This window comes from Ruegeria sp. CDSA077 (assembly GCF_059612265.1).
Window position 1 is genome coordinate 65,115 of the sequence record NZ_JBXWQG010000005.1, and the last position, 21,936, is coordinate 87,050.

At 57.9% G+C, this 21,936-nt stretch carries 26 protein-coding genes; 19 read left to right on the forward strand and 7 right to left on the reverse strand.

The window, feature by feature from the left end; all coding sequences use genetic code 11:
• The first annotated feature begins 7 nt into the window (after positions 1 to 7).
• Together AC2FLE_RS12220 and AC2FLE_RS12225 are read left to right on the forward strand one after the other, a co-directional pair.
• Positions 8 to 772, forward strand: a complete 765-nt coding sequence (locus tag AC2FLE_RS12220; protein WP_496697330.1) for a trypsin-like serine peptidase — start codon at positions 8 to 10, stop codon at positions 770 to 772.
• 122 nt (positions 773 to 894) lie between these two features.
• A complete protein-coding gene (locus AC2FLE_RS12225; protein WP_142638359.1) occupies positions 895 to 1,362 on the forward strand; it encodes an Hsp20 family protein in 468 nt (155 codons plus the stop codon).
• A gap of 122 nt (positions 1,363 to 1,484) precedes the next feature.
• On the opposite strand, the gene AC2FLE_RS12230 is transcribed toward AC2FLE_RS12225, so the two are convergent.
• A complete protein-coding gene (locus AC2FLE_RS12230) occupies positions 1,485 to 2,960 on the reverse strand; it encodes an NAD-dependent succinate-semialdehyde dehydrogenase (RefSeq protein ID WP_496697332.1) in 1,476 nt (491 codons plus the stop codon).
• Positions 2,961 to 3,218: 258 nt separating this feature from the next.
• On the opposite strand from AC2FLE_RS12230, the gene AC2FLE_RS12235 reads away from it, so the two are divergent.
• The 9 genes from AC2FLE_RS12235 to AC2FLE_RS12275 are packed head-to-tail and all read left to right on the forward strand — an operon-like array spanning position 3,219 to position 10,515.
• Positions 3,219 to 4,298 carry a coiled-coil domain-containing protein gene (locus AC2FLE_RS12235; protein ID WP_271950875.1) on the forward strand — a complete coding sequence of 360 codons (1,080 nt, stop codon included), beginning with the start codon at positions 3,219 to 3,221 and terminating at the stop codon, positions 4,296 to 4,298.
• Between the two features lie 2 nt (positions 4,299 to 4,300).
• Positions 4,301 to 4,498 carry a hypothetical protein gene (locus AC2FLE_RS12240; protein WP_281973554.1) on the forward strand — a complete coding sequence of 66 codons (198 nt, stop codon included), beginning with the start codon at positions 4,301 to 4,303 and terminating at the stop codon, positions 4,496 to 4,498.
• Positions 4,491 to 4,763, forward strand: a complete 273-nt coding sequence (locus AC2FLE_RS12245; RefSeq protein WP_496697335.1) for a hypothetical protein — start codon at positions 4,491 to 4,493, stop codon at positions 4,761 to 4,763. Before AC2FLE_RS12240 ends, AC2FLE_RS12245 begins: the two co-directional genes overlap by 8 nt.
• Positions 4,756 to 5,880: a hypothetical protein gene (locus tag AC2FLE_RS12250; RefSeq protein ID WP_496697337.1), complete on the forward strand. Its 1,125-nt coding sequence runs from the start codon at positions 4,756 to 4,758 to the stop codon at positions 5,878 to 5,880. The genes AC2FLE_RS12245 and AC2FLE_RS12250 overlap by 8 nt, the downstream gene beginning before the upstream one ends.
• 22 nt (positions 5,881 to 5,902) lie before the next feature.
• Positions 5,903 to 7,834, forward strand: coding sequence for an AAA family ATPase (locus AC2FLE_RS12255; RefSeq protein WP_496697339.1), 1,932 nt, complete (start codon positions 5,903 to 5,905; stop codon positions 7,832 to 7,834).
• Positions 7,831 to 8,199: a hypothetical protein gene (locus tag AC2FLE_RS12260; protein ID WP_496697341.1), complete on the forward strand. Its 369-nt coding sequence runs from the start codon at positions 7,831 to 7,833 to the stop codon at positions 8,197 to 8,199. Before AC2FLE_RS12255 ends, AC2FLE_RS12260 begins: the two co-directional genes overlap by 4 nt.
• Before the next feature lie 55 nt (positions 8,200 to 8,254).
• Positions 8,255 to 9,592 carry a DUF6638 family protein gene (locus AC2FLE_RS12265; protein WP_496697343.1) on the forward strand — a complete coding sequence of 446 codons (1,338 nt, stop codon included), beginning with the start codon at positions 8,255 to 8,257 and terminating at the stop codon, positions 9,590 to 9,592.
• A gap of 1 nt (position 9,593) precedes the next feature.
• Positions 9,594 to 9,860: a hypothetical protein gene (locus AC2FLE_RS12270; RefSeq protein WP_142638342.1), complete on the forward strand. Its 267-nt coding sequence runs from the start codon at positions 9,594 to 9,596 to the stop codon at positions 9,858 to 9,860.
• 10 nt (positions 9,861 to 9,870) lie between these two features.
• Positions 9,871 to 10,515 (forward strand): DUF1523 family protein, encoded by a 645-nt coding sequence (locus tag AC2FLE_RS12275; RefSeq protein WP_496689870.1) that lies wholly within the window; start codon positions 9,871 to 9,873, stop codon positions 10,513 to 10,515.
• A 52-nt stretch (positions 10,516 to 10,567) separates the two neighbouring features.
• Here AC2FLE_RS12275 and AC2FLE_RS12280 read toward each other — a convergent pair whose 3' ends face one another.
• The 6 genes from AC2FLE_RS12280 to AC2FLE_RS12305 all read right to left on the reverse strand — a co-directional run bounded on the left by AC2FLE_RS12280 (position 10,568) and on the right by AC2FLE_RS12305 (position 17,810).
• Positions 10,568 to 11,662: a flagellar basal body P-ring protein FlgI gene (locus tag AC2FLE_RS12280; RefSeq protein WP_496697345.1), complete on the reverse strand. Its 1,095-nt coding sequence runs from the start codon at positions 11,660 to 11,662 to the stop codon at positions 10,568 to 10,570.
• Entirely contained in the window at positions 11,659 to 12,669 is a 1,011-nt protein-coding gene (locus AC2FLE_RS12285; protein WP_496697346.1) for a flagellin, read from the reverse strand. Before AC2FLE_RS12285 ends, AC2FLE_RS12280 begins: the two co-directional genes overlap by 4 nt.
• Positions 12,669 to 14,120, reverse strand: a complete 1,452-nt coding sequence (gene flgK / locus AC2FLE_RS12290; protein ID WP_496697347.1) for a flagellar hook-associated protein FlgK — start codon at positions 14,118 to 14,120, stop codon at positions 12,669 to 12,671. Before flgK ends, AC2FLE_RS12285 begins: the two co-directional genes overlap by 1 nt.
• 33 nt (positions 14,121 to 14,153) lie before the next feature.
• Positions 14,154 to 15,449, reverse strand: a complete 1,296-nt coding sequence (locus AC2FLE_RS12295; protein ID WP_271950842.1) for a flagellar hook protein FlgE — start codon at positions 15,447 to 15,449, stop codon at positions 14,154 to 14,156.
• A 98-nt stretch (positions 15,450 to 15,547) separates the two neighbouring features.
• A complete protein-coding gene (locus AC2FLE_RS12300) occupies positions 15,548 to 16,387 on the reverse strand; it encodes a flagellar motor protein MotB (RefSeq protein ID WP_496697349.1) in 840 nt (279 codons plus the stop codon).
• An 85-nt stretch (positions 16,388 to 16,472) separates the two neighbouring features.
• Positions 16,473 to 17,810 (reverse strand): FliI/YscN family ATPase, encoded by a 1,338-nt coding sequence (locus tag AC2FLE_RS12305; RefSeq protein WP_496697351.1) that lies wholly within the window; start codon positions 17,808 to 17,810, stop codon positions 16,473 to 16,475.
• An 87-nt stretch (positions 17,811 to 17,897) separates the two neighbouring features.
• On the opposite strand from AC2FLE_RS12305, the gene AC2FLE_RS12310 reads away from it, so the two are divergent.
• The 8 genes from AC2FLE_RS12310 to flgH are packed head-to-tail and all read left to right on the forward strand — an operon-like array spanning position 17,898 to position 21,926.
• Positions 17,898 to 18,284, forward strand: coding sequence for a FlgB family protein (locus tag AC2FLE_RS12310; RefSeq protein WP_496697352.1), 387 nt, complete (start codon positions 17,898 to 17,900; stop codon positions 18,282 to 18,284).
• A 13-nt stretch (positions 18,285 to 18,297) separates the two neighbouring features.
• Positions 18,298 to 18,684 carry a flagellar basal body rod protein FlgC gene (flgC, locus tag AC2FLE_RS12315; RefSeq protein ID WP_496697353.1) on the forward strand — a complete coding sequence of 129 codons (387 nt, stop codon included), beginning with the start codon at positions 18,298 to 18,300 and terminating at the stop codon, positions 18,682 to 18,684.
• Positions 18,685 to 18,695: 11 nt separating this feature from the next.
• On the forward strand, positions 18,696 to 18,986 hold the full coding sequence (gene fliE, locus AC2FLE_RS12320) for a flagellar hook-basal body complex protein FliE (RefSeq protein WP_142638325.1): 291 nt from the start codon (positions 18,696 to 18,698) through the stop codon (positions 18,984 to 18,986).
• Between the two features lie 3 nt (positions 18,987 to 18,989).
• Positions 18,990 to 19,262 carry a flagellar biosynthetic protein FliQ gene (locus AC2FLE_RS12325; protein ID WP_496697355.1) on the forward strand — a complete coding sequence of 91 codons (273 nt, stop codon included), beginning with the start codon at positions 18,990 to 18,992 and terminating at the stop codon, positions 19,260 to 19,262.
• Positions 19,262 to 19,972, forward strand: coding sequence for a flagellar hook-basal body complex protein (locus tag AC2FLE_RS12330; RefSeq protein WP_271950829.1), 711 nt, complete (start codon positions 19,262 to 19,264; stop codon positions 19,970 to 19,972). Before AC2FLE_RS12325 ends, AC2FLE_RS12330 begins: the two co-directional genes overlap by 1 nt.
• A gap of 21 nt (positions 19,973 to 19,993) precedes the next feature.
• On the forward strand, positions 19,994 to 20,779 hold the full coding sequence (flgG, locus tag AC2FLE_RS12335) for a flagellar basal-body rod protein FlgG (RefSeq protein WP_142638319.1): 786 nt from the start codon (positions 19,994 to 19,996) through the stop codon (positions 20,777 to 20,779).
• Positions 20,779 to 21,195: a flagellar basal body P-ring formation chaperone FlgA gene (gene flgA / locus AC2FLE_RS12340; protein ID WP_496697358.1), complete on the forward strand. Its 417-nt coding sequence runs from the start codon at positions 20,779 to 20,781 to the stop codon at positions 21,193 to 21,195. Before flgG ends, flgA begins: the two co-directional genes overlap by 1 nt.
• Positions 21,195 to 21,926: a flagellar basal body L-ring protein FlgH gene (gene flgH / locus AC2FLE_RS12345; protein ID WP_496697360.1), complete on the forward strand. Its 732-nt coding sequence runs from the start codon at positions 21,195 to 21,197 to the stop codon at positions 21,924 to 21,926. The genes flgA and flgH overlap by 1 nt, the downstream gene beginning before the upstream one ends.
• Positions 21,927 to 21,936 lie beyond the last annotated feature (10 nt).

Here is a 21,936-nt window from a genome sequence, read left to right on the forward strand (position 1 = left end):
GACAACGATGTCCCAGGCGCAAAGTGCAAAACGCAAACTCACCGACCGCGATGACCTATATGGCTGGGAGGCCGTCGGCCGCCTGGATATCGGCGCCGAGGGGTTTTGTACGGGTACGTTGATCGCACAGGATCTGGTACTGACCGCGGCCCATTGCGCCTTGGACAAAAGAACCGGTCAACCCTATGGGCCGGGGCAGGTAACCTTTCGGGCAGGGCTAAGCGACGGAACTGCGTTGGCAGATCGCAAGGTGGTGCAGATCGCGGCACATCCGGATTACACACGTTTCGCTCAACTGTCGCCCGATGCCGTGCGCGTTGATGTCGCGTTGATGCGGCTGGATCAACCGATCCCCTATTCCGTGGCCGATCCCTTTGCGTTGCATAACGGGCGCGTGGCGGGGGATGAGGTCAGTCTTGCATCGTATGGTCGGGGCCGATCGAATGCGATTACGCGGGAACGGTCCTGTAAAATCCTGCAGCGCTATCAGGGCCTGATCACATTCAACTGCGACATTACCTTTGGGTCCTCGGGTTCGGCCCTGTTGGCGCGAAACGGTCCGCGCTGGCAAATACTTTCAGTAGTCTCTGCAGTTGGTACGGATGGTCGGCAGAAAGTGGGATTCGGTATGGAATTGCAGGAAATTGTGGCCGATCTGAAGGCGACTCTGCGCCGGGATGCCCCTAAACCAAAGGCGACAATAAAGCGATTGCAGGTGGGATCAGGCAAGTCGGATACCGGTGCGAAATTCATCAGCTCCGGAGGGGGTTGAACTCGGCCAGAACGTTTCCCATGTCAAATGTATCGGGTCGCCGCAAACGGGGCCTGAGACAATCGAACGCCCGTCCGATCGGAGGGCATTACGTTCATCGCTCAAACATGAGGATACGACATATGCGTACATTTGACTTTGCACCGCTGCACCGCGCCACCGTAGGTTTTGACCAGATCGCTGACATGATGGATCGCGTTCTGACCAATGATGTGGCTCAACCCAGCTATCCGCCCTACAACATCGAAAAAACCGATGTCGACACCTATCGTATCTCGGTTGCTGTTGCCGGTTTTTCCGAGGCCGATCTTTCGGTCGAAGTGAAAGAGAATTCGTTGGTCGTTGCCGGTAAGAAAACTGCGGAAGACAAAGATCGCAGCTATCTGCACCGCGGCATCGCCACCCGCGCGTTCGAGCGCCGTTTTGCCCTTGCCGACCACGTTCGTGTCACCGGTGCCAGCCATGAGAACGGCATGCTGAATATCGATCTCAAGCGCGAGGTGCCCGAAGCCCTGAAAGCCCGCCGGATCGAGATTTCGTCCAGCAAGGCCATCGAAAAGGATGTGGTTGACGCCAAAGCCGTAAACTGAGGTAGTCAGTCACCACGCCGCGGTAATCGTTCCTCTCTGGATTTCCGCACCATGCGCCCCGCGTTCCTCCAGACGCGGGGCGTTGCCTTTACGGCCAGCTGTACAGCGAAGGTTTGGGCGGATCAGACCGACAGGCAGATGTATTTCATCTCCAGATAGTCTTCCATGCCATGATGGCTGCCTTCGCGGCCCAAGCCGGATTGTTTGACGCCGCCGAACGGGCCTAACTCGGTTGAGATGATGCCGGTGTTCACACCAACGATCCCGTATTCCAACGCTTCGGCCACTTTGTAAACGCGGCTGAGATCTTTGGCATAGAAATACGAGGCCAGACCAAAGATCGTGTCATTGGCCATGGCGATCACGTCGTCTTCATCCTCGAACTTGAACAGCGGTGCCAGCGGGCCAAAGGTTTCGTCCTGCGCCACCAGCATGTCCTGCGTCACACCGGTGACAATGGTCGGCTCAAAGAAGGTGCCGCCCAGATCGTGCGGCAGGCCACCGGTCAGGATTTGGCCGCCTTTGTCGGTTACGTCTTTGATGTGTTCTTGCACCTTGGCAACGGCGTCATCATTGATCAGCGGTCCGGTGGTGATGCCTTCGTTCAGGCCGTCGCCGACGTTCAGAGCCTCGACCGCGGCCTTCAACTTGGCAGCAAACGCGTCATAGACACCGGCCTGCACATAGATGCGGTTGGCGCAGACACAGGTCTGGCCGTTATTGCGGAACTTGCACATCATCGCGCCTTCGACGGCGGCATCCAGATCGGCATCGTCAAACACGATGAACGGCGCGTTGCCGCCCAGCTCCATCGAGCATTTCATCACTTGTTCCGAGGCCTGCCGCAGCAGGATGCGCCCCACCTCGGTCGAGCCGGTAAAGGTCAGCTTGCGCACGCCGGGGTTCTCGCAGAACTCCTTGCCGATCTCGCTGGCGCGGGATGAGGGCACGACGTTGAATACACCAGCCGGAATGCCCGCCTGTTCGGCCAATGCGCCCAGAACCAGCGCGGACAAGGGAGTCTCGGCGGCAGGGCGGGCGACAAAGGCACACCCGGCGGCCAGCGCTGGCCCGGCCTTACGGGTGATCATCGCGTTGGGAAAGTTCCACGGCGTGATCGAGGCCGCAACGCCGATGGGCTGTTTCAGCACCATGATGCGTTTGTCGCGCTGATGACCTGGAATAGTCTCGCCATAGATGCGCTTGGCCTCTTCGCCGAAAAACTCGATGAACGAGGCACCATAGCCGATCTCACCCACGGCTTCGGCCAGCGGCTTGCCCTGTTCGGCGGTCAGAATCTTGCCCAGATCCTCGGCGTTTTCCATCATCAGATCGTACCAGCGGCGCAGGATCACGGCGCGTTCCTTGCCGGTCAGCTTGGCCCATTCCTTTTGCGCGGCCTCAGCCTGAGCGATGGCACCTGCAACCTGTGCACGGCTCAGATCGGCGACCTCGGCGATCACATCGCCCCGCGCTGGGTTGGTGACGGAAAACGTCCCATTGTCACCCTCGACCCACTGGCCGCCGATATAGGCCTTGGTCACCAGCAGATCGGGGTTTTTCAGAATGGATTTCAGGTCGGTCGTAGTATCCAGCATGGGTCGGACTCCGGCAGAAAAGGGTTTGCGCGCACCCAAACAGGTGGCGTCGCATTTGTCTATGTCCACTCGGCGGGCAGGATCAATCCAGATTTGATCAAATTCATCGTTGCAGAGTGCAGATATCTCGCCTGCGTGGCCTATCTTTTTCGATGCGAAATTGTAAAAGTCTCGGTGATTTGAGGGCTCAAGGGGATGTAAATGAACATAACATTCCCTATCTTATTGGGTAAATAAAGAAAACAGGGGACAGCAGAGATGTCGAACCAGCAATTCGAAGCGTTGATTGAAGAAACACAGACGAAAGTGCGCGAAAGCCAGTCGCAGATCCAAGGGCTGACCTCGCGGATTGAGGCGGCGCGGGCCAAGATCGGTACGGCCGAGGCGGATATCGATATCGAGAACGCCACTTTGGAAGATGTGCACGCCCATACCGAAGTCATGAACGCCAATATCGCCGAGCTGATCATGGGTCTGGATGACGTCACCAGCGCATTCTCTAAGGATTTTGACGAGATGCGCTCAAAATCCGGGTGGGAGACGTTTGTTGGCATCTTCTCGAAGGGTAAATCTGAATCGATGCGGCAGGAGCGTATGCGCACCGCCAGTATCGACGACAAGCTGCAGGACCTGATCGCCAAATCTGACGTGATCGTGAAACTGCTGGAAGGGCAGCTGTCGGTGCTGGAAGAGCAGCGCGTGAAGGTTGAAAACAACCTGACCGGCACGCTGGACGACCGTGAGGCCACCGTGGCCGAGTTAGAAGCGCTGCGGGCTGAGATTCAGGGCATGGACCCGACGATCATCACGCTGGAGAACAAGATCAGCGTCGAACAAGACGCCGCCGCGCGCACCCAGTTGGAGACCGAACTGGCTGAGCTGAACAAGCAATACAACGCCAAGGTTCAGGAAGAGCAGGTCAAGCTGGCCAAAAGCCAAACGCTTGAGCGCTATATCGAAAAGGGCAAGACCTGGGTCGATTCCCTGCAGAACCAGGCGGCGACGCAGATGGTGCTGATCAACAAGCTGCAGACAGACACGCAACAGCGCGTGGTGCTGTATGACGCCCTGACCAAATCGCTGAAAACCGCGCAGCAGCAGGACGTGGCCCACCGCATCAACGAGATCGGCGTGCAGACCGACCAAGAGGCGCAAACCGCCATGGCCTCGATCGGCACCGCGACCAACCAGAAAATGGCCGACATGCTCGAGGCGCATGAGGACCACATGGTCTTTGCCCGCGACGTGCTGGAGAAAAAGGCCAAGGCGGATGAACGCTTTGCCCGCCGGTTTGCGTCGATTGTCGAGAAGCATGATAAGAATTTGTATGGGGGTTGATCTTGGAACTGCTGGAGTTTTTTACATTTCTGGTGGCTCCAGAGAACTGGTTTTGGTGGATCGTTCTCGGCAGTTTCTGGCTTGTGTTCTCAGTGATGTACGCCGTTCTAGGCGGACCGTTTGGATGGGTGGCCGTCGTTCTTGTGGTCGCCAGCCTTTCTCATTCGGCTCATCGTTTGTGGAACGGAACCGTTGACTGAACAAATTCAACAAAGACCCAAGGTCGTCGGCTTCAGAATACTCTGGTTCGGTATAGCGATGATTTTTTGGCCTATTTTGGCGGCGTTTTTGTCTGGGCTTTTGTTTGCACAGGGCAGCTTTGGAATGTTCATAGCTCGTGTTTCCTACCATTTGGCGTTTTTGCTGGGCACTCCCAGTATGCTGGCGGGCGTCGTGGCCGTAATGTGGGCTCTCGTTCTATTAAGAAATCAGAAGCGTCAATCGCAGGCAAACGTGAATGAGTGACCTTAACCCCACCCAAGACCACGTCGGCCTGGCCGACACTTTCGCCTCGCGCCGCTATTTCCGCAAATTCGAGGTGATCACCGTTCACCTCCTGCGCGTGGCCGCGACGATGGAGGCTGAGGGCGCGATCTCGAAACAAGAGGTGCGGATTGTGTCGCGCTATCTCTCGGGGCTGCTCTACACCTTCCGTGCGCTGTCCATGAAATACCTGCTGGTAGGGCGCGATACGGGGCGGTTCTTTGGCAGCCTCGCCATGGACAAGCGCGACAGCGGGTTTCCGGTGGCGGCTGAGTTGCTGACCATGGCCAATGACGCGCAGCAGGCGCAGGTGCATCTTGCGAATATGCCGTCCGAGGATGAGCTGAAAACCGATATGGTTCGCACCATCATCAGCGACCGGGAGATCCCGACCAAGCTGCAATTCGCGCTGTCCCAAAGGCTCTATTACGAGGAATTGCTGAGGGGTGAGCTGTTCTGGGCCCGTAATGATCCCGAATGTCACTGGATTGGCAATGAGGGCGAACGGCGCAGGTTCCTGATCCACTGGGCCGTCTATGACAGCCAAATAAACCTGCCGGTCATCTACCTGATGGAGTTGGAGGATTCGGGGCGCACGGCCCTGCCCAAAGATCAACGCCGCTGGCCCGAAGTGCAGGCGCATCTGATGGCACAATCCTTGGGTGGGTTGAAACTGGTGACCATTGCCAAAGGCTTTGATCAGGATTTCGACGACCTGCATCCCAAACACCTGCGCCGCATTCATGTGGGGCCAATGTATTCCTCGGCCTTTACCGAGCAATCCGGCCCGCTGCGGCAGGTGCTGGAGGATGCGAAATCCCCTGCGGGTCAGGATTGGGCCTTGGCCTGGACCACTGAAGCGCTGCGAAGCGAGGATGTGATTCAGGAACGCTCAGGCTGGTTCGGGACCGTAGACCGCGAGGTCTTTGCGCTGGACCCATTCGGCGGGCAGGGGGCCGAGACGGGGGCGACGCAAACCGAGCGCTCGATCATTCTGCCCCAGCGCCCGTTCCAGGTACTGGCCGAGCGCAACCCGCCGGGTTTTGCCGACGTGCGCAAGTTCGTCGTCAGCAAGACCGGGCAGGTGTTGAGATATTGAAGACAGTAAAGGCGATTTTGAGATGAGTTTGACGTCAGACCAGATGGAATTGCGCGAAGACGATATTCGCAAGCACTACACCGCGGCCACCGCCTTGCTGAACGGGTTCGAGCACGCGCCGCGGATTGCCAAAGCGGTTGAGGCCGCGGTTGAGAGGTCGCCGGGCGTCTCCACAGGTCGGCGGTTTCGGTCCACCACGCCAGGTTTGGTGACACGGCGGACCGTGCGGGCCGACGGGGTGCATCTGGTGGAACGGATCGAGGCGTCAGATGACGGCGATACGCTGGTTTCACCCCCGCAGGCCACCACACAACAGGCCATTCGCCGCGCGATCGCCATCGCTCTGGCGGTGTCTGAAGCCTATGCCGAACAGACCCCGCTGGCTGATCTCAAACGCGCCAATCTGGCCGGAGACCTGCCTGCAGCGCGAAAAACTGAGTTTTCGGAACTGCTGACGGCCGAGGCGCTGATCACCTCGCACAGTTTCGGCAATGCACTGGCCTATTTGATGTCCTCACATCTGGGCGAGACCACAGTTGATGTCGGGGAAATCGAAGAAGTTCTGACCGACAATGGCCAGCTCGCCCTGCACGGCGCGCTGTGGGAGCTGGACCAAACCCTCGCCAAACACGCGCCCGATGATGCGCATTTGATCGCGGCCACCAGCGCCTATGCCGAGCAGCTGATGGACAAGGCCGCCCTGCGCGCGCAATCCGCAGGACACCTGGCCCCGTTCCAGAACGCCGCCTGGCATATTGAGGCCGACGATCTGACCATTCGGGGTTTTGAGCCGGCGTCAAAAGCGAAATCCACCACCCTCACCATGACGTTCAAAAAACCGAACGAGGTGGTTGGCAACCATATCGCCAAATATCAGGCGATGAAGCTGGCCAAGATGGTGATGGCCTATGATTTCGACCGCCGCCTGAACCCGTTTGCCGAGCTTGGCGGGTTCATCTTTACCTTCATGGGTGACGGCAAACCGGGCACTGGTAAAACCACCCTGATCCAGATGATGGCCGGGCTGATCAACGATTACTGCCAGAACGCGGGCTACCCGTTCCGCTATCAGAACCTGAGCACCGACAATATCGACAGCTATCAGGGCAAATCCGGCCAGAACGCCAAGGCCTTTATCAACACGATCATCGACCCCTCGGTCATCGGTTTTGGCACCATCGACGACATCGACCAGCTGGCGGGCAAACGCGGCGACCGGCAGTCGTCAGCCGGGCAGCTGGAAATCACCGCCGTGCTGATGGAGAGCTTTGCGGGCGCCAATACCGTTGTGCGCGGCAACTGCACCTTTGGCATGTTCTCGAACTACCCCGAGAATGTGGACGACGCCCTGCGTCAGCGGGCCGGCGCGCGGTTCCTGGTGGACGGGCCGCAAACGCGTGAGGACTACATCGACATCCTGCACCTGCTGATGGGCCGCAACCACGACATCCCGCTGGGCGAGCACGAAGCCTATGCCGCGCAGGAAATCAAAAAGGCCGTCGCCGCCAGTTTCGAAAGCCATTCCCGCCCGCATGAGGATGCTCTGCTGCAGGTCTATGACCGGGTTCAGGGACAGATCGGCCAGATGGATACGATTGCCAAGATGGGGGCGTATCTGAAGGCGATCCAACAGGCGGACGAGCGCTTTACCGGCCGCGCGATCAAGAACATCACCGACGCGGTCAAGGTCCGCGCGATGGACTTTGAGTTGCCCGACGAATGGATGGAAAACCCCGACCTGTTCCTGTTCCGCGACTACGACACCAAGAAGGCGATGATCGAGGATCTGCGCCAGCCGATCACGGTGGAAATGGTGATCCAAGAGATCAACCGCTACGCCGACAGCGAGTTCCGCTATGCCGATAAGAGCGACGAGGTCGCCATCGAAAACGCCGTCCGAGAGATGGGCCGGATGGAAGAGGCCAAGCGGCGGTATCTGGAGGGGAAGGTGTGAGCTTTTGGAGCTTTTTCTTACCCTACTTCGTTGCTTTATTAGTACTTTCTCTATTGAGCTATATTTGCGTGTCTCTCTTTTGGCTCAAGCCGCTCGAAAGACTACATATTCTTTTGGCATTGGTAGTCGATGTCGTGATCACGATCTCGCTAATGTCTGTATTGACGGTTATCGCTCTTCTTTATGCAACGGGTTTCGCTGTCTCGGAAACTTGTGGCGACCCCCTCACAAGCGGCTTACCTTGTCCGATTCTGGAAAAATTCGGTTGGTCCGTTTGGGCGATACTTATTTGGATTCCAGTGACTTTTTTTGGTTTGGTACGAAGGCTTAAAGTGGCTTTCGTTGAAAACAGCGCTGCATCATGATGGATTTCTATCTGTCATCAATCGAATGGTTGCCAACTGAACAAAGGCTCGCTTCATGATCCGCCTCATCGAAAAAGGCCTGATGTTTGGCAATCTCGTCCACATCTCCAGCCCGGCTCTGGTCGAGCGGTATAACCGCGCGTTGCAGCATCTGGCGGGCAAGACCACGGAACTGACGGATTTCCATGTCGATATCTCCGGCTACTCGCCAGAGGTGGGGATTGAGCTGGAGGACGAGCTCTACCTCAACCCCAACGGGGTCAACCGGCAGTTCATTCTGCTGACGACCGAGCAGAAACGCGCGCCTTTGCTGAACGTCAAATTCTCGACCTCGCGCGATATTCTGCGGGAATTTATCGAGATGAACGAGGCGCAGCTGTTTGCCCTGACCGCCACCGATGCGGTGGCCGGAGAGCTGGTGAACTCGGTCATCAAACTCAGCACCCCGCGTGACCTGTTCAACATCCAGAAGATCGAGATTGAGGCGGACACTGCTGGCGGCACCCTACGCAAGGCTCAGCAACTGGCGGGCATGGTTGAGCAGTTCAAAACGGAAGAGGATGCCTGGTTCGACGACGTGCTGATCGCCAAGATGATTGAGACGGCCAAGGAAACCGGCGACGTCACCCGCAACCCGGTCCACCTGCGCCACACTGCCTTTGAACAGCGTAATTTCTGGACCGCGCATTTCGGCGGGCTGTATCTGTTTCCAGACATGGATCACCCGGCGGCGATCTGCATGGGCGAAAAGCCCGACGATCTGAACATCAAATACACGTTTGACCCGTCGCAGCGGAACCAGATCGCCAAGTTTCTGGACTATAACGACCTGGTCGAACCCATCGTCAAGGCGCGCGGCGTGGATGCTGCTGCGATCCTGCAGCAAAAGATGGACTTCCTGACCGTCGACGCGGCCGCTGATGCCGGGGTCGATCTGACTGGCCTGAACCGCAGTGATATGCGTCGGCTGGCGCGCACCCACGCGGATCGGTTGCCAGAGGCCTATCATGGGCTGGCGCAGCTATTGCGTTGGGCGACGGATGGCGGGCGGTGGCCCCGGATCACCTCGGATCATTCGGCGTATTTCTATACGCTACGGGCCGCCGATACGCCGAACCGTGATCTGGTGAACATGCTGCTGGCCGAATTGGCCCCACTGGACCCGCGCCAGATGTTCATCTGCCACAAAGAGCTGTTCTATAGCACCTACAAATCCTGGTCCGAGGCCAAGAAGGCCTATGTTGCTGATTTCCTCGCGCGTGAGTATCAGGTGGACAAGGCGGGTGCCCGCGCTGCCCTGTTCGGACATGAGCCGGATATGAGCGGTCGAGACAGGATCAGCGAAACTGTTATCGCCCGCGTTGGGCCCTGGGGCGCATTAGGAAAGGATTGAAATGTTCGGAGCGATGCGCCTGTTTCTGATCCTGCTGGTCATCCAGACCGTGGCCTATTTTGCCCTATCGCTGTATTCACGCAGTGTGCGTCGCCGCAGGCTAGAGCATTGGTGGGACGAAAAGGGCAAAACCGGAGACAAGGCAGCCTTTGTCGCACGGGGGCTGCACGTCTATGACAATTCGTTCCGGCGCAAATTGATCCTGGGTGTCTATGTTGTGCCTTGGGTAGCGATCGGGTCGCTGATCTACATTGTGAACTACATGTGAGAGGTAAAGCATGGCCTATTTGAAATGGGCATTCATTCTGATTTTCTGGGGAACGGTCGCCGTAATCCTTCAGTATTCTCTGCCGCAACGGGATGTGGTTCGGATCGTCAACACCTATGAAGAACGGCAGGACCTGAACGACTGGACCCGGATCTTCTGGTCCGAGCCCGATGATCAGTCGGCCAGTCTGTCGAACCGGGATGTACAGTTCATTCAGGCCGTACGTGCCAATGGCAAACCGATTGTGTATCGCAACGAAGATACCAGCTGGGGTTGGCCGCCCTATTTCAAATTCGACACTGCCAATTTGTATACCGAAGCCAATGACGCGATCTCGGACAAAAACGACCCGGACTGGGTTGCCGTGACGCATTATGGCTGGCGGAATGAGTTCATGTCGATCTTTCCCAACGCTGTCTTTATCAAACATGTCGATGGTCCGGATGCGCGTCTGATCCCTTGGTTCAACATCGTCTTCCTGACGGTCTTCTTTGCGATTGTCTGGGCAATCTGGGTGCGCTGGCGCAGGTTCCGCCAGGCGCGGATCGATCCGATGATCGAGAGTGTCGAGGATGGGTTGTATGCAACCGGCGACGCCATCGGTGAGCATCGCAACCGATTCCGCAAATGGTTGGACAGTTGGAAATCAAAGTGACGTGAATTCCCGGCGGGTCTTGGGGCTGTGCGCCTACCGCCGGGATAGCCCTTCATCGAACGATGAACTCGGCGTGTAATGCTCCGGCCGCTTTGATCGTTTTCAGGATGTCGATCATGTCGCGGGGTGAGACACCCAAAGCGTTTAGCCCTGCGACGACTTCGGACAAGGTCGTGGCCTCGGGAATTTCCGCCAAACCGGTGCCTTCCTCTTCTTCGATACCGGCTACGGTACGCGGAACCACGACGGTTTCGCCTCGTGCGAACGGGTTTGGCTGAACCGCGATAGGGGCCTCTTCGACCGTCAGTGTCAGGTTGCCCTGCGAGACTGCCACGCGTGAGATCCGCACTTCCTGACCCATGACAATCGTGCCCGAACGCTGATCGACTACTACTCGCGCCTTTGTTTCTGGCTCTACTAGGATATTTTCAATGCGCCCAAGCGCATGCGCGGTCGAGATCGCCTGTGTCGCTGCAATATTCAGTTCGACCGTCCCGGAATCGCGCATGATCGCTACGGCTCGGTTGAATTCGGTATTGATTGCCTGCTCGATCCGACCGGCGGTTGTGAAATCCGGTTCACGCAGGGCCAGGCGCATTTGGGTCAGATCGGAAAGCTCAAAGTCGATTTCACGTTCGACCCGTGCCCCGGAGGGGATCACGCCGGATGTCGGAACCCCTTGAGTGACCGAAGCCGCATCGCCTTCGGCAACGGCGCCACCGGCAAGGACCGTCCCCTGCGCCACCGCATAGATCTGACCATCTGCCGCATTCAGCGGTGTCATGATAAGCGTCCCGCCCAGCAAGCTTTTGGAATCGCCGATTGCCGAAACGGTGACGTCGATCTGTCCACCAACCCGCGAAAAGGGGGGTAGGCTGGCCGTCACAAGAACAGCGGCGACGTTCTTGGGGCGAAAATCCTCACCATTCACGTTCACACCAAGCCGTTCCAGAATATTGGACATGATCTCTTCGGTGAACGGAGAATTCCTGAGCCCATCGCCGGTTCCATTCAATCCGACCACAAGACCATAGCCAACAAGGTCATTGCCGCGTACCCCGTCAAAATCGACAAGGTCCTTCAAGCGGACTGCCCCGGCAAAAGACAGGCTCGGAAGCAGGATCAGGAGAATGGCAAGTAATCTCATCTCAGGAAATTCACCAACGATAGGTTCGCGTTGCGAACGGTGACAGAATACAGGCTTTCCAATTGAAATTGGACAGTCTGCAGTTGCGCTGCGGTTTGATACGGGTCCGCGGCGATCAGAGAGTTTCGGCTGTAATCCAGGCTGGTACGCGCCGCCGCGTTGCGCGTGGCGGCTTGTTCAATCCGGGCCTCCGCCGAACCAACATCCGCCCGCAGGTTCACTGTGCCGTCCTGCGTATTGGCAAGCTCGACCCCCAGCTGGGTGAATAGGGACGTACGCAGATCATTGGGCAGTCCCAGATTATCGTCCGAAACCAGAGCGGCGACGGCGATGTCCCGCAACGCGGCTTTGAGCGTCGGATCGGTCGCAGTGATCGGAATAGAGACACTTTCATTCTCCGAAATGCTCATCGGTGCCAGAGTTGTGTCTGCACCCTGATAGATAACCGCATCGAAACCCGCAGGATCATTGAACCAGTCTTCCGCAGCTTGTGTGATGTCCGTGAGTGTTGTCAGCCCCGTCAACTCAGCCTCTAACGCGGTCAACAAGGTATCCGCAGATGCCAGAGGCGACACATCAGTATCCACGCCGGAAAACAGGCTTCGGCCACCCGCACGGGTGTTCAATGCCGACATGACCGTATCCAGCTCATTTCTGGCCTGGACAGAGGCATGCTCATGCGTGACCGCCTGATTGGAGGTCCCATATGCCAGTAAGGATGACGTCAGGCGCCCCACCGCGTCGTTGACCGTCGTCAGGCTAAGCTGCATGGCGTCGGTGAACAGACCGGCTTCGGCTGTGGCTACCTGAAAGGCATCCAGGCGCGACAGGTTGCGATCCATATCCAGAAGATAGGAATAATCCCCGTCCAGATGGCCGGAGACATCCTGCACTTTGCCTGAAGACATCTCATAAGACAGGGTTTCGATCTGATTTTTGATATCAGTCGCCCGCGATTTCAGGGTCAATCCGCGCGCGAGGTCGCCCATAGAGGTTACATTCATCATCACAGCCTCAACAACGTGTCCATAAGTTCATCGACGACCGAAACCAGTCTGGCATTTGCCGCATAGGCCTGTTCGATTTGCATCAGCCGCTGCAGCTCTTGGTCGGTATCGACGCCCTGTTCGGCCTCAATGGCCGTCATTTCCAGATTGGAGCTGTTTGCAAACACCCGCCGCCCGTCGGCCACATGGGCGTCCGAGCCAACCCGTGACAACAGCGCCTCGGAGATGTCGGCGGCGCGCATGTTTCCGGCCCCGAAAACCGAGCCTGCAACAGGGCGCTCGTCGTTCAGAATTGAGCTGAAGGCGCGCAGTTGGCTGGCATCTCCGGCGCTGCCGGGTGTGGCCGCACCCAGCCCGGCCCGTAGTTTCCAGCTGTCTCCTCCGGCGTCCGGGTCAACGATTGCATTCAGACTGATGCGAGAGGCCAATCCCGTCACCGATGCCGGATCAAACCGGCTGCCATCATCGGTGAAAACGCCCGGATCAGTGGCCAGCGCGGTCGGATCCAGCCCCGGCGTTTCGAACCTTTCGATAAGATCGCGCGCAACAGCATCCAGATCGACCTGAGCCTCAACCGCGATTTCATCCCGAATCTGGAATTGGGCCATCAAGGCACCGCCGCGAATTTGGGCAAAATCGCCACTGGTGCGGACAGGCTTTCCGTTCAGCTCAAGCCCGGACAACAACCCGTTAGCCAGGGTCATATGGGGCTTGGTGTCGCCGGTTGTCGAAAAGGAGAACTCGGCCGCAGTGTTTTCCAGCAATATCAAGCCGCCATCAGAATAAAGCGAGACTTGATCATTGTCCCTTTGAATCACATTTACAGGAACCAGTTCGTTGACCTGATCAATCAGGACCTGTCGTTGATCCAGTAGCCCACCAATATCGGCGCCGGAATACTTAATGGCCGGGATCTTGGCATTCAGCTCTTCGATGTCCTTCAGAGTCTGATTCAGGGTATCGACCTGTTTGCCAATGGTCCGGTCAGCTTCGGACCGCATCTGCCGTAACTCTTCCGATGCTGCGTTCAGACCGCGTGCCAGATCCTGAGCCGTGCGCGCGACCTGGTCCAGTCGTTCACTGGAATCCGGCAGGCTTGCCGCTGTTAACAGGCTGCTGTCGAAATCAGCCAGCCGAACCGAAAGCGATGCGGGATCATCGGCGGACCCTACCAAAGATTCCAACCTTGTGTGAAAGTCCGAAATGGCGGTGTGAAAGGCCAGATCGGCATCCGTGGCCCGACGGTTGGACATGAGGACGGGATCCTGATGACGAATGACACCTACGGTACGCACGCCGTGACCGGAAATCGTGTTGGTTGCCAGTTCCAGAGACCTGCGCGCGTAGCCGGGCGTCAATGCGTTTGCGATATTTTCGGACACAACCGCCGCACCGCGACTGGCGGCGGTCAGGCCGCCCAACGCGTTGTTCAATGCTGTGGACATATTCATTCTGCAGGTCCCTTTCCTGAATCAAAACCCTGATCAGCGTTTGATATTGGTTGTTTCCTGAAGCATCTCATCCACCGTTTGGATAACCTTTGCGCTGGAAGAGTAAGCCCGCTGTGTCTGGATCATCGAGGTCAGCTCGGTCGCCACATCGGTAGTGGATTCTTCTCGTGCGAAAGAAACCAGGTCGCCGGTTGGCCCGTCCCCCGCATTCCATAGAAAGAACGTCCCGCTTTCCCTGGATGGTGCATAGGTCTGACTGTCCAGCGCGGTCAGTCCATTTGGGTTCGGAACATCCGCCAATGGGATCTGGTACATGCGTCGGCTGACGCCGGTATCGTAGAACGCATAAACATACCCGTTTTCGTCAACCTGAACGCTGGTCATGGTGCCGACCGCCGAACCGTCGCGCGTGATCGAAACTGGTGCAAATGTATCGGACAGTTGCGTGATTCCGTCGGCATCCCCGATTTCCCCTATATTGATCTCCATTGGGCCGCCGGCCACGTTCACCACAACGCTGCCGGTTGCTGGGTCATATGCACCGCCGGTGACCGCAGTTACGCTGGCCAGCGTGCCACCCGCAGTTCGGCTATCGGTGAAGGTCAGGGTGTATTCACCGATAATGGTGCCGCCCGAGGCTGAATCGCGCATGATCATCGTCCATTCGTTACTGCTGCCGGTGGCCGGCACTGTAGGGACGAGTTCGATATCAACGCTTTCGGATTTTCCCAGATTGTCGAAATATTCAACGGACAAGGGTTGCATGTCGCCAGGGGAACCCGCATCCGTAGCGGTCGCGGGCAGGTTCATGCGCAGATTCATCTGCGTCGTGGGCGCGCCTGACAGTTGATTAACACTGAGCTGAATGGGTTCAAGCGCAGCTGGAGTGTCACGCGGAACCGCAGGGATGGTTCCATCCGCATTCGCACGCCAACCCAGCAGAACAAGCCCTGATTCGGTGACCAGATATCCTTCTTCATTGGTGCGGAACGACCCTGTCGTGGTCAGCAACATCTCATTCGAACCGGCCGCGATCTGAGAACTTGGTCGTACAGGCATCATGCCGCGCCCACGCACCGCAAGGTCGGTGGAGTTGTTGGTTGTCACCAGCGAACCGCGCTGGTCGATCAGGCGTTGGCTGGTGGTGCGAACGCCCCCAGCGGAATAGCTGCCGCCCTGGCCGGAGGTGACCATAGAATGGAAATCAGTTTCCACCCGTTTATACCCGAAGGTTGACGAATTCGCGATATTGTCCGAGATCGTCGCCAGCCGGTTTGCGTTGGCCTTCAATGCGGCCACGCCAGCGTTCAGCGAAGAGGAAATTGTCATTGGCACGCCCTTCTGTTGCGTCAAATCTTGATGCAACAGCTAACGCGCTGGGCCTTAACAGCGCGCTAACAGGTAAAATGCCGTCTATCCTTTTATTCTCAGGTGCCGCGCAGAAAGATGATCTCGATCCTGTTGTTGCGTGCGGCCATCGGGTTTTCATCCGACAATTTTCGGTCGGCATGGCCGGTTACGCGGTCCAACCTGAGCGGCGCAACACCCTTGTCTTGCAGCATTTGGCGGACTTGCTGAGCGCGCGAGGTAGACAAATCCCAGGCCGGGTTTTTGGCCAGAACCACCGGCGAGGAACCGACATGCCCTCCGACCGCCATGTCATTTGTCACCAGATCAGAGGATCGGGCCACCAACAATGTCAGAGCACGCAGCATATTGGTTGGTTGGTTCGTCCCTGATTCGAACAGAGGTTGATCCTTGGTGGCAAAGAGTTCGACCACCAGACCCTCATCCGTCACGCGGGTGACGATATGTTTGAGGACCTTGTCGGACACCATGCTTTCGCCGGTTCGCCCCATAAGCTCTGATTCCAGTGAGGAAAAGTCTTCGACCGTTTCTTTTCCGCCGCCGTCCGAGCTGACGCCAACCGATCCACGCGCTTGTCGCGCGGGCGTCGGGCTGCGTTTGCTGGCGCCGGTCCCGTCCATGACCAGAGTTTCCTCAGAGAACATGTTATTGCCGCCAAAGGCCCCATCGCCGCCACCCGAAACCGGGTTTATGGGAATGGTCGGCGAGAAATAATCCGCAAGCCCTTTGCGTTGTTGTTCCGTTGTTGCATTCAGCAGCCACATCAACATGAAGAACGCCATCATGGCTGTGACAAAATCGGCATATGCGACTTTCCACGCGCCACCATGGTGACCATCGCCACCTGACACACGTTTCTTCTTGATGATGATTGGCGCCACATTGGATTGCGCACCCATCTCCACCACCTTTTTATCACCCAGTTACAGGGGTAGCCGGGCAGGTCTTAAGGTGGGCTTAACACTTAAAACTGTCTTGAATTCCTCACTGCGGTAATGCTGCCCCGGCACGGCGCAGAATCAGTTGCAGGTGGTTGAAACTGTTGCTGATTCCGTCCGGCTCGGCCTTGCCGAAAAAGGCATCAAGCTCGTCATGAACCCGGACTGCCTGATCCAATAACGGGTCTGCCCCCTCGGCATAAAGCCCGGCTTTGATCATAACCTCGGATTGCTCGTAACTACCAACCAGCCTGCGGGTTTCCGAGATCATCCGGTTTTCCGCCTCGGAGGCAGCTCCCGGCAGGCTGCGTGAAACTGACCGGCTAAGGTCAATGGCGGGGAAACGGCCGCGCTCGGCGATTTCGCGGCTCAGGACGATATGCCCGTCCAGAACGCCACGCAGAATGTCCGCTATCGGTTCATCCATGTCCGAGCCCGCAACCAGAACGCTGAAAACTGCTGTGATATCACCCTGATCAGCCGTGCCCGGCCCGGTTCGTTCGCAAAGACCAGCGATCAAGGGCGTGACCGAAGGTGGGAACCCGCGCAAAGTGGGGGCCTCACCCATCGCAACAGCGATTTCGCGGTGCGCCTCGGCAAAGCGGGTGACCGAGTCAGCCAGAAACAGGACGTTCAGCCCCTGATCCCGCAGGAATTCCGCGACTGAAAGTGCCGACCATGCACAGCGCCTGCGGGCCAGCGCAGACTGATCCGAGGTTGCCGCCACAACCACAGATCGTGCCAACCCCTTGGATCCAAGCGCATGTTCAACGAACTCATTGACTTCACGACCCCGTTCGCCGACCAGAGCGACCACAACCGCGTCTGCCTGCATCGACCGCGCCAGCGTGGCCAACAGGGTCGACTTGCCGACCCCTGACCCGGCGAACAGGCCGATACGCTGCCCCTGCACCACAGGCAACATGGTGTTCATGATGCTCAGCCCGGTTTCCATCCGCGCGCCAAGCGGTTTGCGGGCAACGGCAGGTGGAGGGCTTTGCAGGATGTCTCGTTCCTGAGTGCCCGACAGCAACGGCTTGCCGTCCAGCGGTTTGCCGAAGGGATCAATGACCCGGCCCAGCCAGTGCAGTCCGGGGGAAAATGCCGGTGTCTGATTTAGAATCACCCGATCACCCAAGCAAACCCCATCGGGTGCAGCGGCGGGTAACATGTGGATCAGATCCGATTCGACATGCAGAACTTCACCCGCCAGATCAGGGCCGCTGCGCCGCCGCAGGGTCAGGTTGTCGCCGATGCGGGCAACGTACTCCAACCCCTCTATTTCTATGACGCCGCGCCCAACACTGGCCACGCGGCCCATATGGCGCATGGCAGACAGACGGTCGAATTCGCATTTCAGAAGCATCGGGTCGAGATTGGTCATCGTGGGTTCTCCAACGGGTTTCTGAAAACGGTTTCTAAAGGAATCGGGGTTAAGCCTTGATTGAAATTGATCGAGGGAGAAGCCCCGATGTTCTCTGACCTGAACGTCTTTAAGACAGCGTACGCAATGGCAACCCATGCCGGGCAACGGCAGTCTGTCATTGCGCGAAACATGGCAAATGCGGATACGCCGGGTTATCAGCCCCGCGATATCGAGACCTTTCAGATAGCTTTCGAAAATTCCGGGCGTGAGGTTGCGATGACCGCCACGCGGGCCGGGCATCTGAACGGCGCCGCCGCAGCCCAACCCTGGGCCGAGTTCGATGCCGCGCCCTCGGGCGATCCCAACGGAAATGGTGTTTCTCTTGAGGAAGAAATGCTCAAAGCGGTCGAGGTCAAGCGTCAACATGATCGCGCGCTGGCGATCTATAAATCCTCGATTGGCATGCTGCGCACCAGCCTTGGTCGCGGGTGAGGAGGGCTGAGAGATGAGCGATTTTTCCCATTCCCTTTCCGCCTCGGCCAGCGCCCTGCGCGCGCAGGCGGCCCGTTTGCGGCACGTCTCCGAAAACATCTCGAATGCGGATACGCCGGGATATCGGCGCAAAACCGTGCCGTTTGAAGCGGTCAGCAAAGACGGCGCGCAAATGGTCGAGACCGGGCGCGTTAAGCTTGATCGCCGCGACCTGGCCCGCATCTATGACCCGGGCCACGCTTTGGCCGATGAGACCGGCCATTATCGCGGGTCCAACGTTGATCTGATGATCGAAATCGCTGACGCGCGCGAAGCGCAGCGCAGCTACGAAGCCAATCTCAAGATGTTCGACCAGACACGACAAATGTCGTCGAGCCTTATGGAACTTCTCAGAAAATAAAGGACACCAGAATGGATATCCGATCCCTGACCGCCGCGCAGAGCTATGCCGTAGCGCGGCCCGCTACGCAGCCCGACCCCGACCTTGCCGGAATGGCACAGGGGTTGCGCTCAACCTTTCAGGACTTTGCCGCAACATTGAAACAGTCCGAGCAGATGTCCGGCGCGGCGATGACCGGCCAAGCCGATCCGCACGCGCTGGTTCAGGCGTTGGCGCAGACCGAACTGGCCGTCGAAACCGCCGTCATCGTGCGCAACAAAGTGGTCGAGGCCTATCAGGAAATCCTGCGGATGCCGGTCTGATCGATGCTCAGCGAAGGTCTCTATTATGACATCGTCCGCCAGGCATTGTGGGTTGCGGTGATCACATCCGTCCCGATCCTGGCGGTGGCACTGGTCTCGGGTCTGGTTGTGGGTCTGTTCCAGGCGCTGACCTCGGTGCAGGAAATGACGCTGACCTTCGTGCCAAAGCTGGTCGCCATCGTGATCGTTTTCTGGATTTCGATGGGGTTCATGACCCAGACGCTGGTGACGTTCTTCACCTCAACCCTCATCCCACTGATCGCCGGAGGCCGCTGATGGATACCTCATATACCACCTTGTCCCGCCAATCGGGGCTGATGAATGAAATGCGGTTGGTGGCGAATAATATCGCCAATGCCAATACCACGGGCTACCGCCAGCAGGGCTTGGTGTTTTCCGAGTTCGTGAAAGCCTCGCCGGGCAATCCGTCCTTGTCCATGGCGCGGGCAGAGGCACGCAATACCTCGTTGCAACAAGGCGTTCTGACCGAAACCGGCGGGCAATTTGATTTCGCCATCGAAGGCGACGGGTTTTTCATGATCGAAACCCCCAGCGGCAACCGGCTGACACGGGCGGGTGCGTTTTCACCCAGTGCCGAGGGTGATCTGGTTACCATGGATGGGTACCGGGTTCTGGACAGCAACGGCGCCCCTGTTTTCATTCCGCCGGATGCCGCGTCGATTGATGTCGGCAGCGACGGCACGCTTAGTATCGAAGGGCAAGTTCTGGGACAGATCGGCGTCTACCGCGTTGCTGATCCCACGAGCCTGGTGCGCGAGGGCAGCACGCAATTTCGGTCAGATGCAGCGATTGAACCCGTGGAGGAGCCGGTCATTGTGCACCGATTCCTCGAAGGATCGAACGTGAACGCGATCGAACAGGTCACCCGGATGATCGAAATCCAGCGCGCTTATGAGTTGGGGCAGAGCTTTCTTGAAACCGAAGACGAACGTGTGCGTGGGGCGCTTAAGGCGCTGATGCGCTGATTTGATAACGGAGGAATTGATATGCGGGCACTGAAAATCGCAGCGACAGGCATGACCGCTCAGCAGATGCGGGTTGAGACGATCTCGAACAACCTGGCGAATATGAATACCACAGGCTACAACGCGCGCCGCGCCGAGTTTGCAGACCTGCACTATCAACAAATGGCGCGCGCTGGGACGGTGAATGCCAATGACGGCACCGTCTTGCCCACAGGTATACAACTGGGTCTGGGGGTGCGCCCGGCTGCGGTCACCGTGCAGCTGGCACAGGGTGCGTTGGCGGCCACTGGCAGCGATTTGGATGTCGCAATCGAAGGGCGCGGCTATCTTGAGGTGACGTTGCCCAGCGGTCAGTCTGGCTTTACCCGTGACGGCAGCCTGAAACGCTCGGCCGAAGGGTTGATCGTCACTTCAGATGGCTTCGCTGTCGCGCCAGAGATCACAATCCCAGACGATGCAAGGTCGATCTCGATCAATGCATCGGGTGAGGTTTACGCCTATTTCGATGATACCGCCGAAGGACAGTTGCTGGGTGAATTCACCCTGGCCAGTTTTTCCAATGCCAAGGGGCTGGAGGCGATCGGCAGCAACCTGTTCAAAGAAACCGAAGCCTCGGGCGCGCCTGTCATCGGCACTCCGGGTGAGGGTGGGATGGGCACCCTGCGGCAGGGATATCTCGAGGACAGCTCGGTCGATGCGGTGCGCGAAGTCACTGAACTGATCGAGGCCCAGCGGGGGTATGAGATGAACGCCAAAGTCATCTCGGCCGTCGATCAGATGATGGGCGCTACAACGCAGGTACGGTGATGCGTGCCCTGTTCATAGCGCTGATGACGATCAGCCCGCTTTGCGCCCTGGCTGAAATTGTGGTGCCGATCCGGACCATCCGCGCCAAAGAGGTGATCTCGGCTGCCGATCTTGAGATCAAAGATCAGGTTGTCCCTGGAGCGGTTACAAACCCCGATGATCTGATCGGTCAGGAAACGCGCATCGCGCTCTACCCCGGACGTCCGGTGCGCGCTGCCGATGTTGGACCGCCCGCATTGGTGGACCGCAATGATCTGGTGGTTCTGGTCTTTGACCGCCAGCCCCTTTCGATCACAGCCGAGGGCCGTGCCCTTGGGCGTGGGGCTGTCGGTGATCGTATTCGCGTCATGAATCTGTCGTCCCGCACTACCGTCGTTGGCTTTATCCGACCAGACGGTCAAATCGAGGTAAAATGATGTCCGGAAAACTAAAATTGTTGATGATGGCAAGTCTGGCTCTGACCGCCTGCGGCCGCATAGATCATTTGGGAAAGCCACCAAGTTTCACACCCGCGGACGAATCTGCTGAACATGTCGCCATGCTGTGGCCGGGTTTACCGTTGCACACGCAGCCGCAACGCAATGTGGATCGGTCATCGCTGTGGAGCGGGGGGCAGCAATCGCTTTTGGGTGATCAGCGCGCGATCAAAAAGGGCGATATCCTGACAGTTGTGATCGAGCTGGACGAGAAAGCCGAGATTTCCAACGATACGAACCGCTCGCGCAGCGGGTCCGAAAGCCTTGAGGTTCCCGACCTGTTCGGCCTGCCGCAGCGCGCATTGGAACGGCTGCCCGATGGGGCGACGCTGGACGAAGCTGTCGGGATCGACTCATCCTCGGTCAGTAAAGGCAAGGGCTCGGTCAAGCGTAAGGAAAAGCTGACACTCAGAGTCGCCGCAACCGTCATCGACGCCTTGCCGAATGGTGTGTTGGCCATATCGGGCTCGCAGGAGCTGCGCGTGAATTTCGAACTCCGAGAGCTATTGGTCACGGGATATGTGAGGCCACAGGATATCTCGCGGAAAAATGAAATCACCTATGACAAGATTGCTTCGGCGCGCGTATCTTATGGTGGCCGCGGTCAGATCATGGATGTGCAGCAGCCCCGTTACGGCCAGCAGGTCCTTGATACAGTTTTGCCGTTCTGAGGTCGTATAA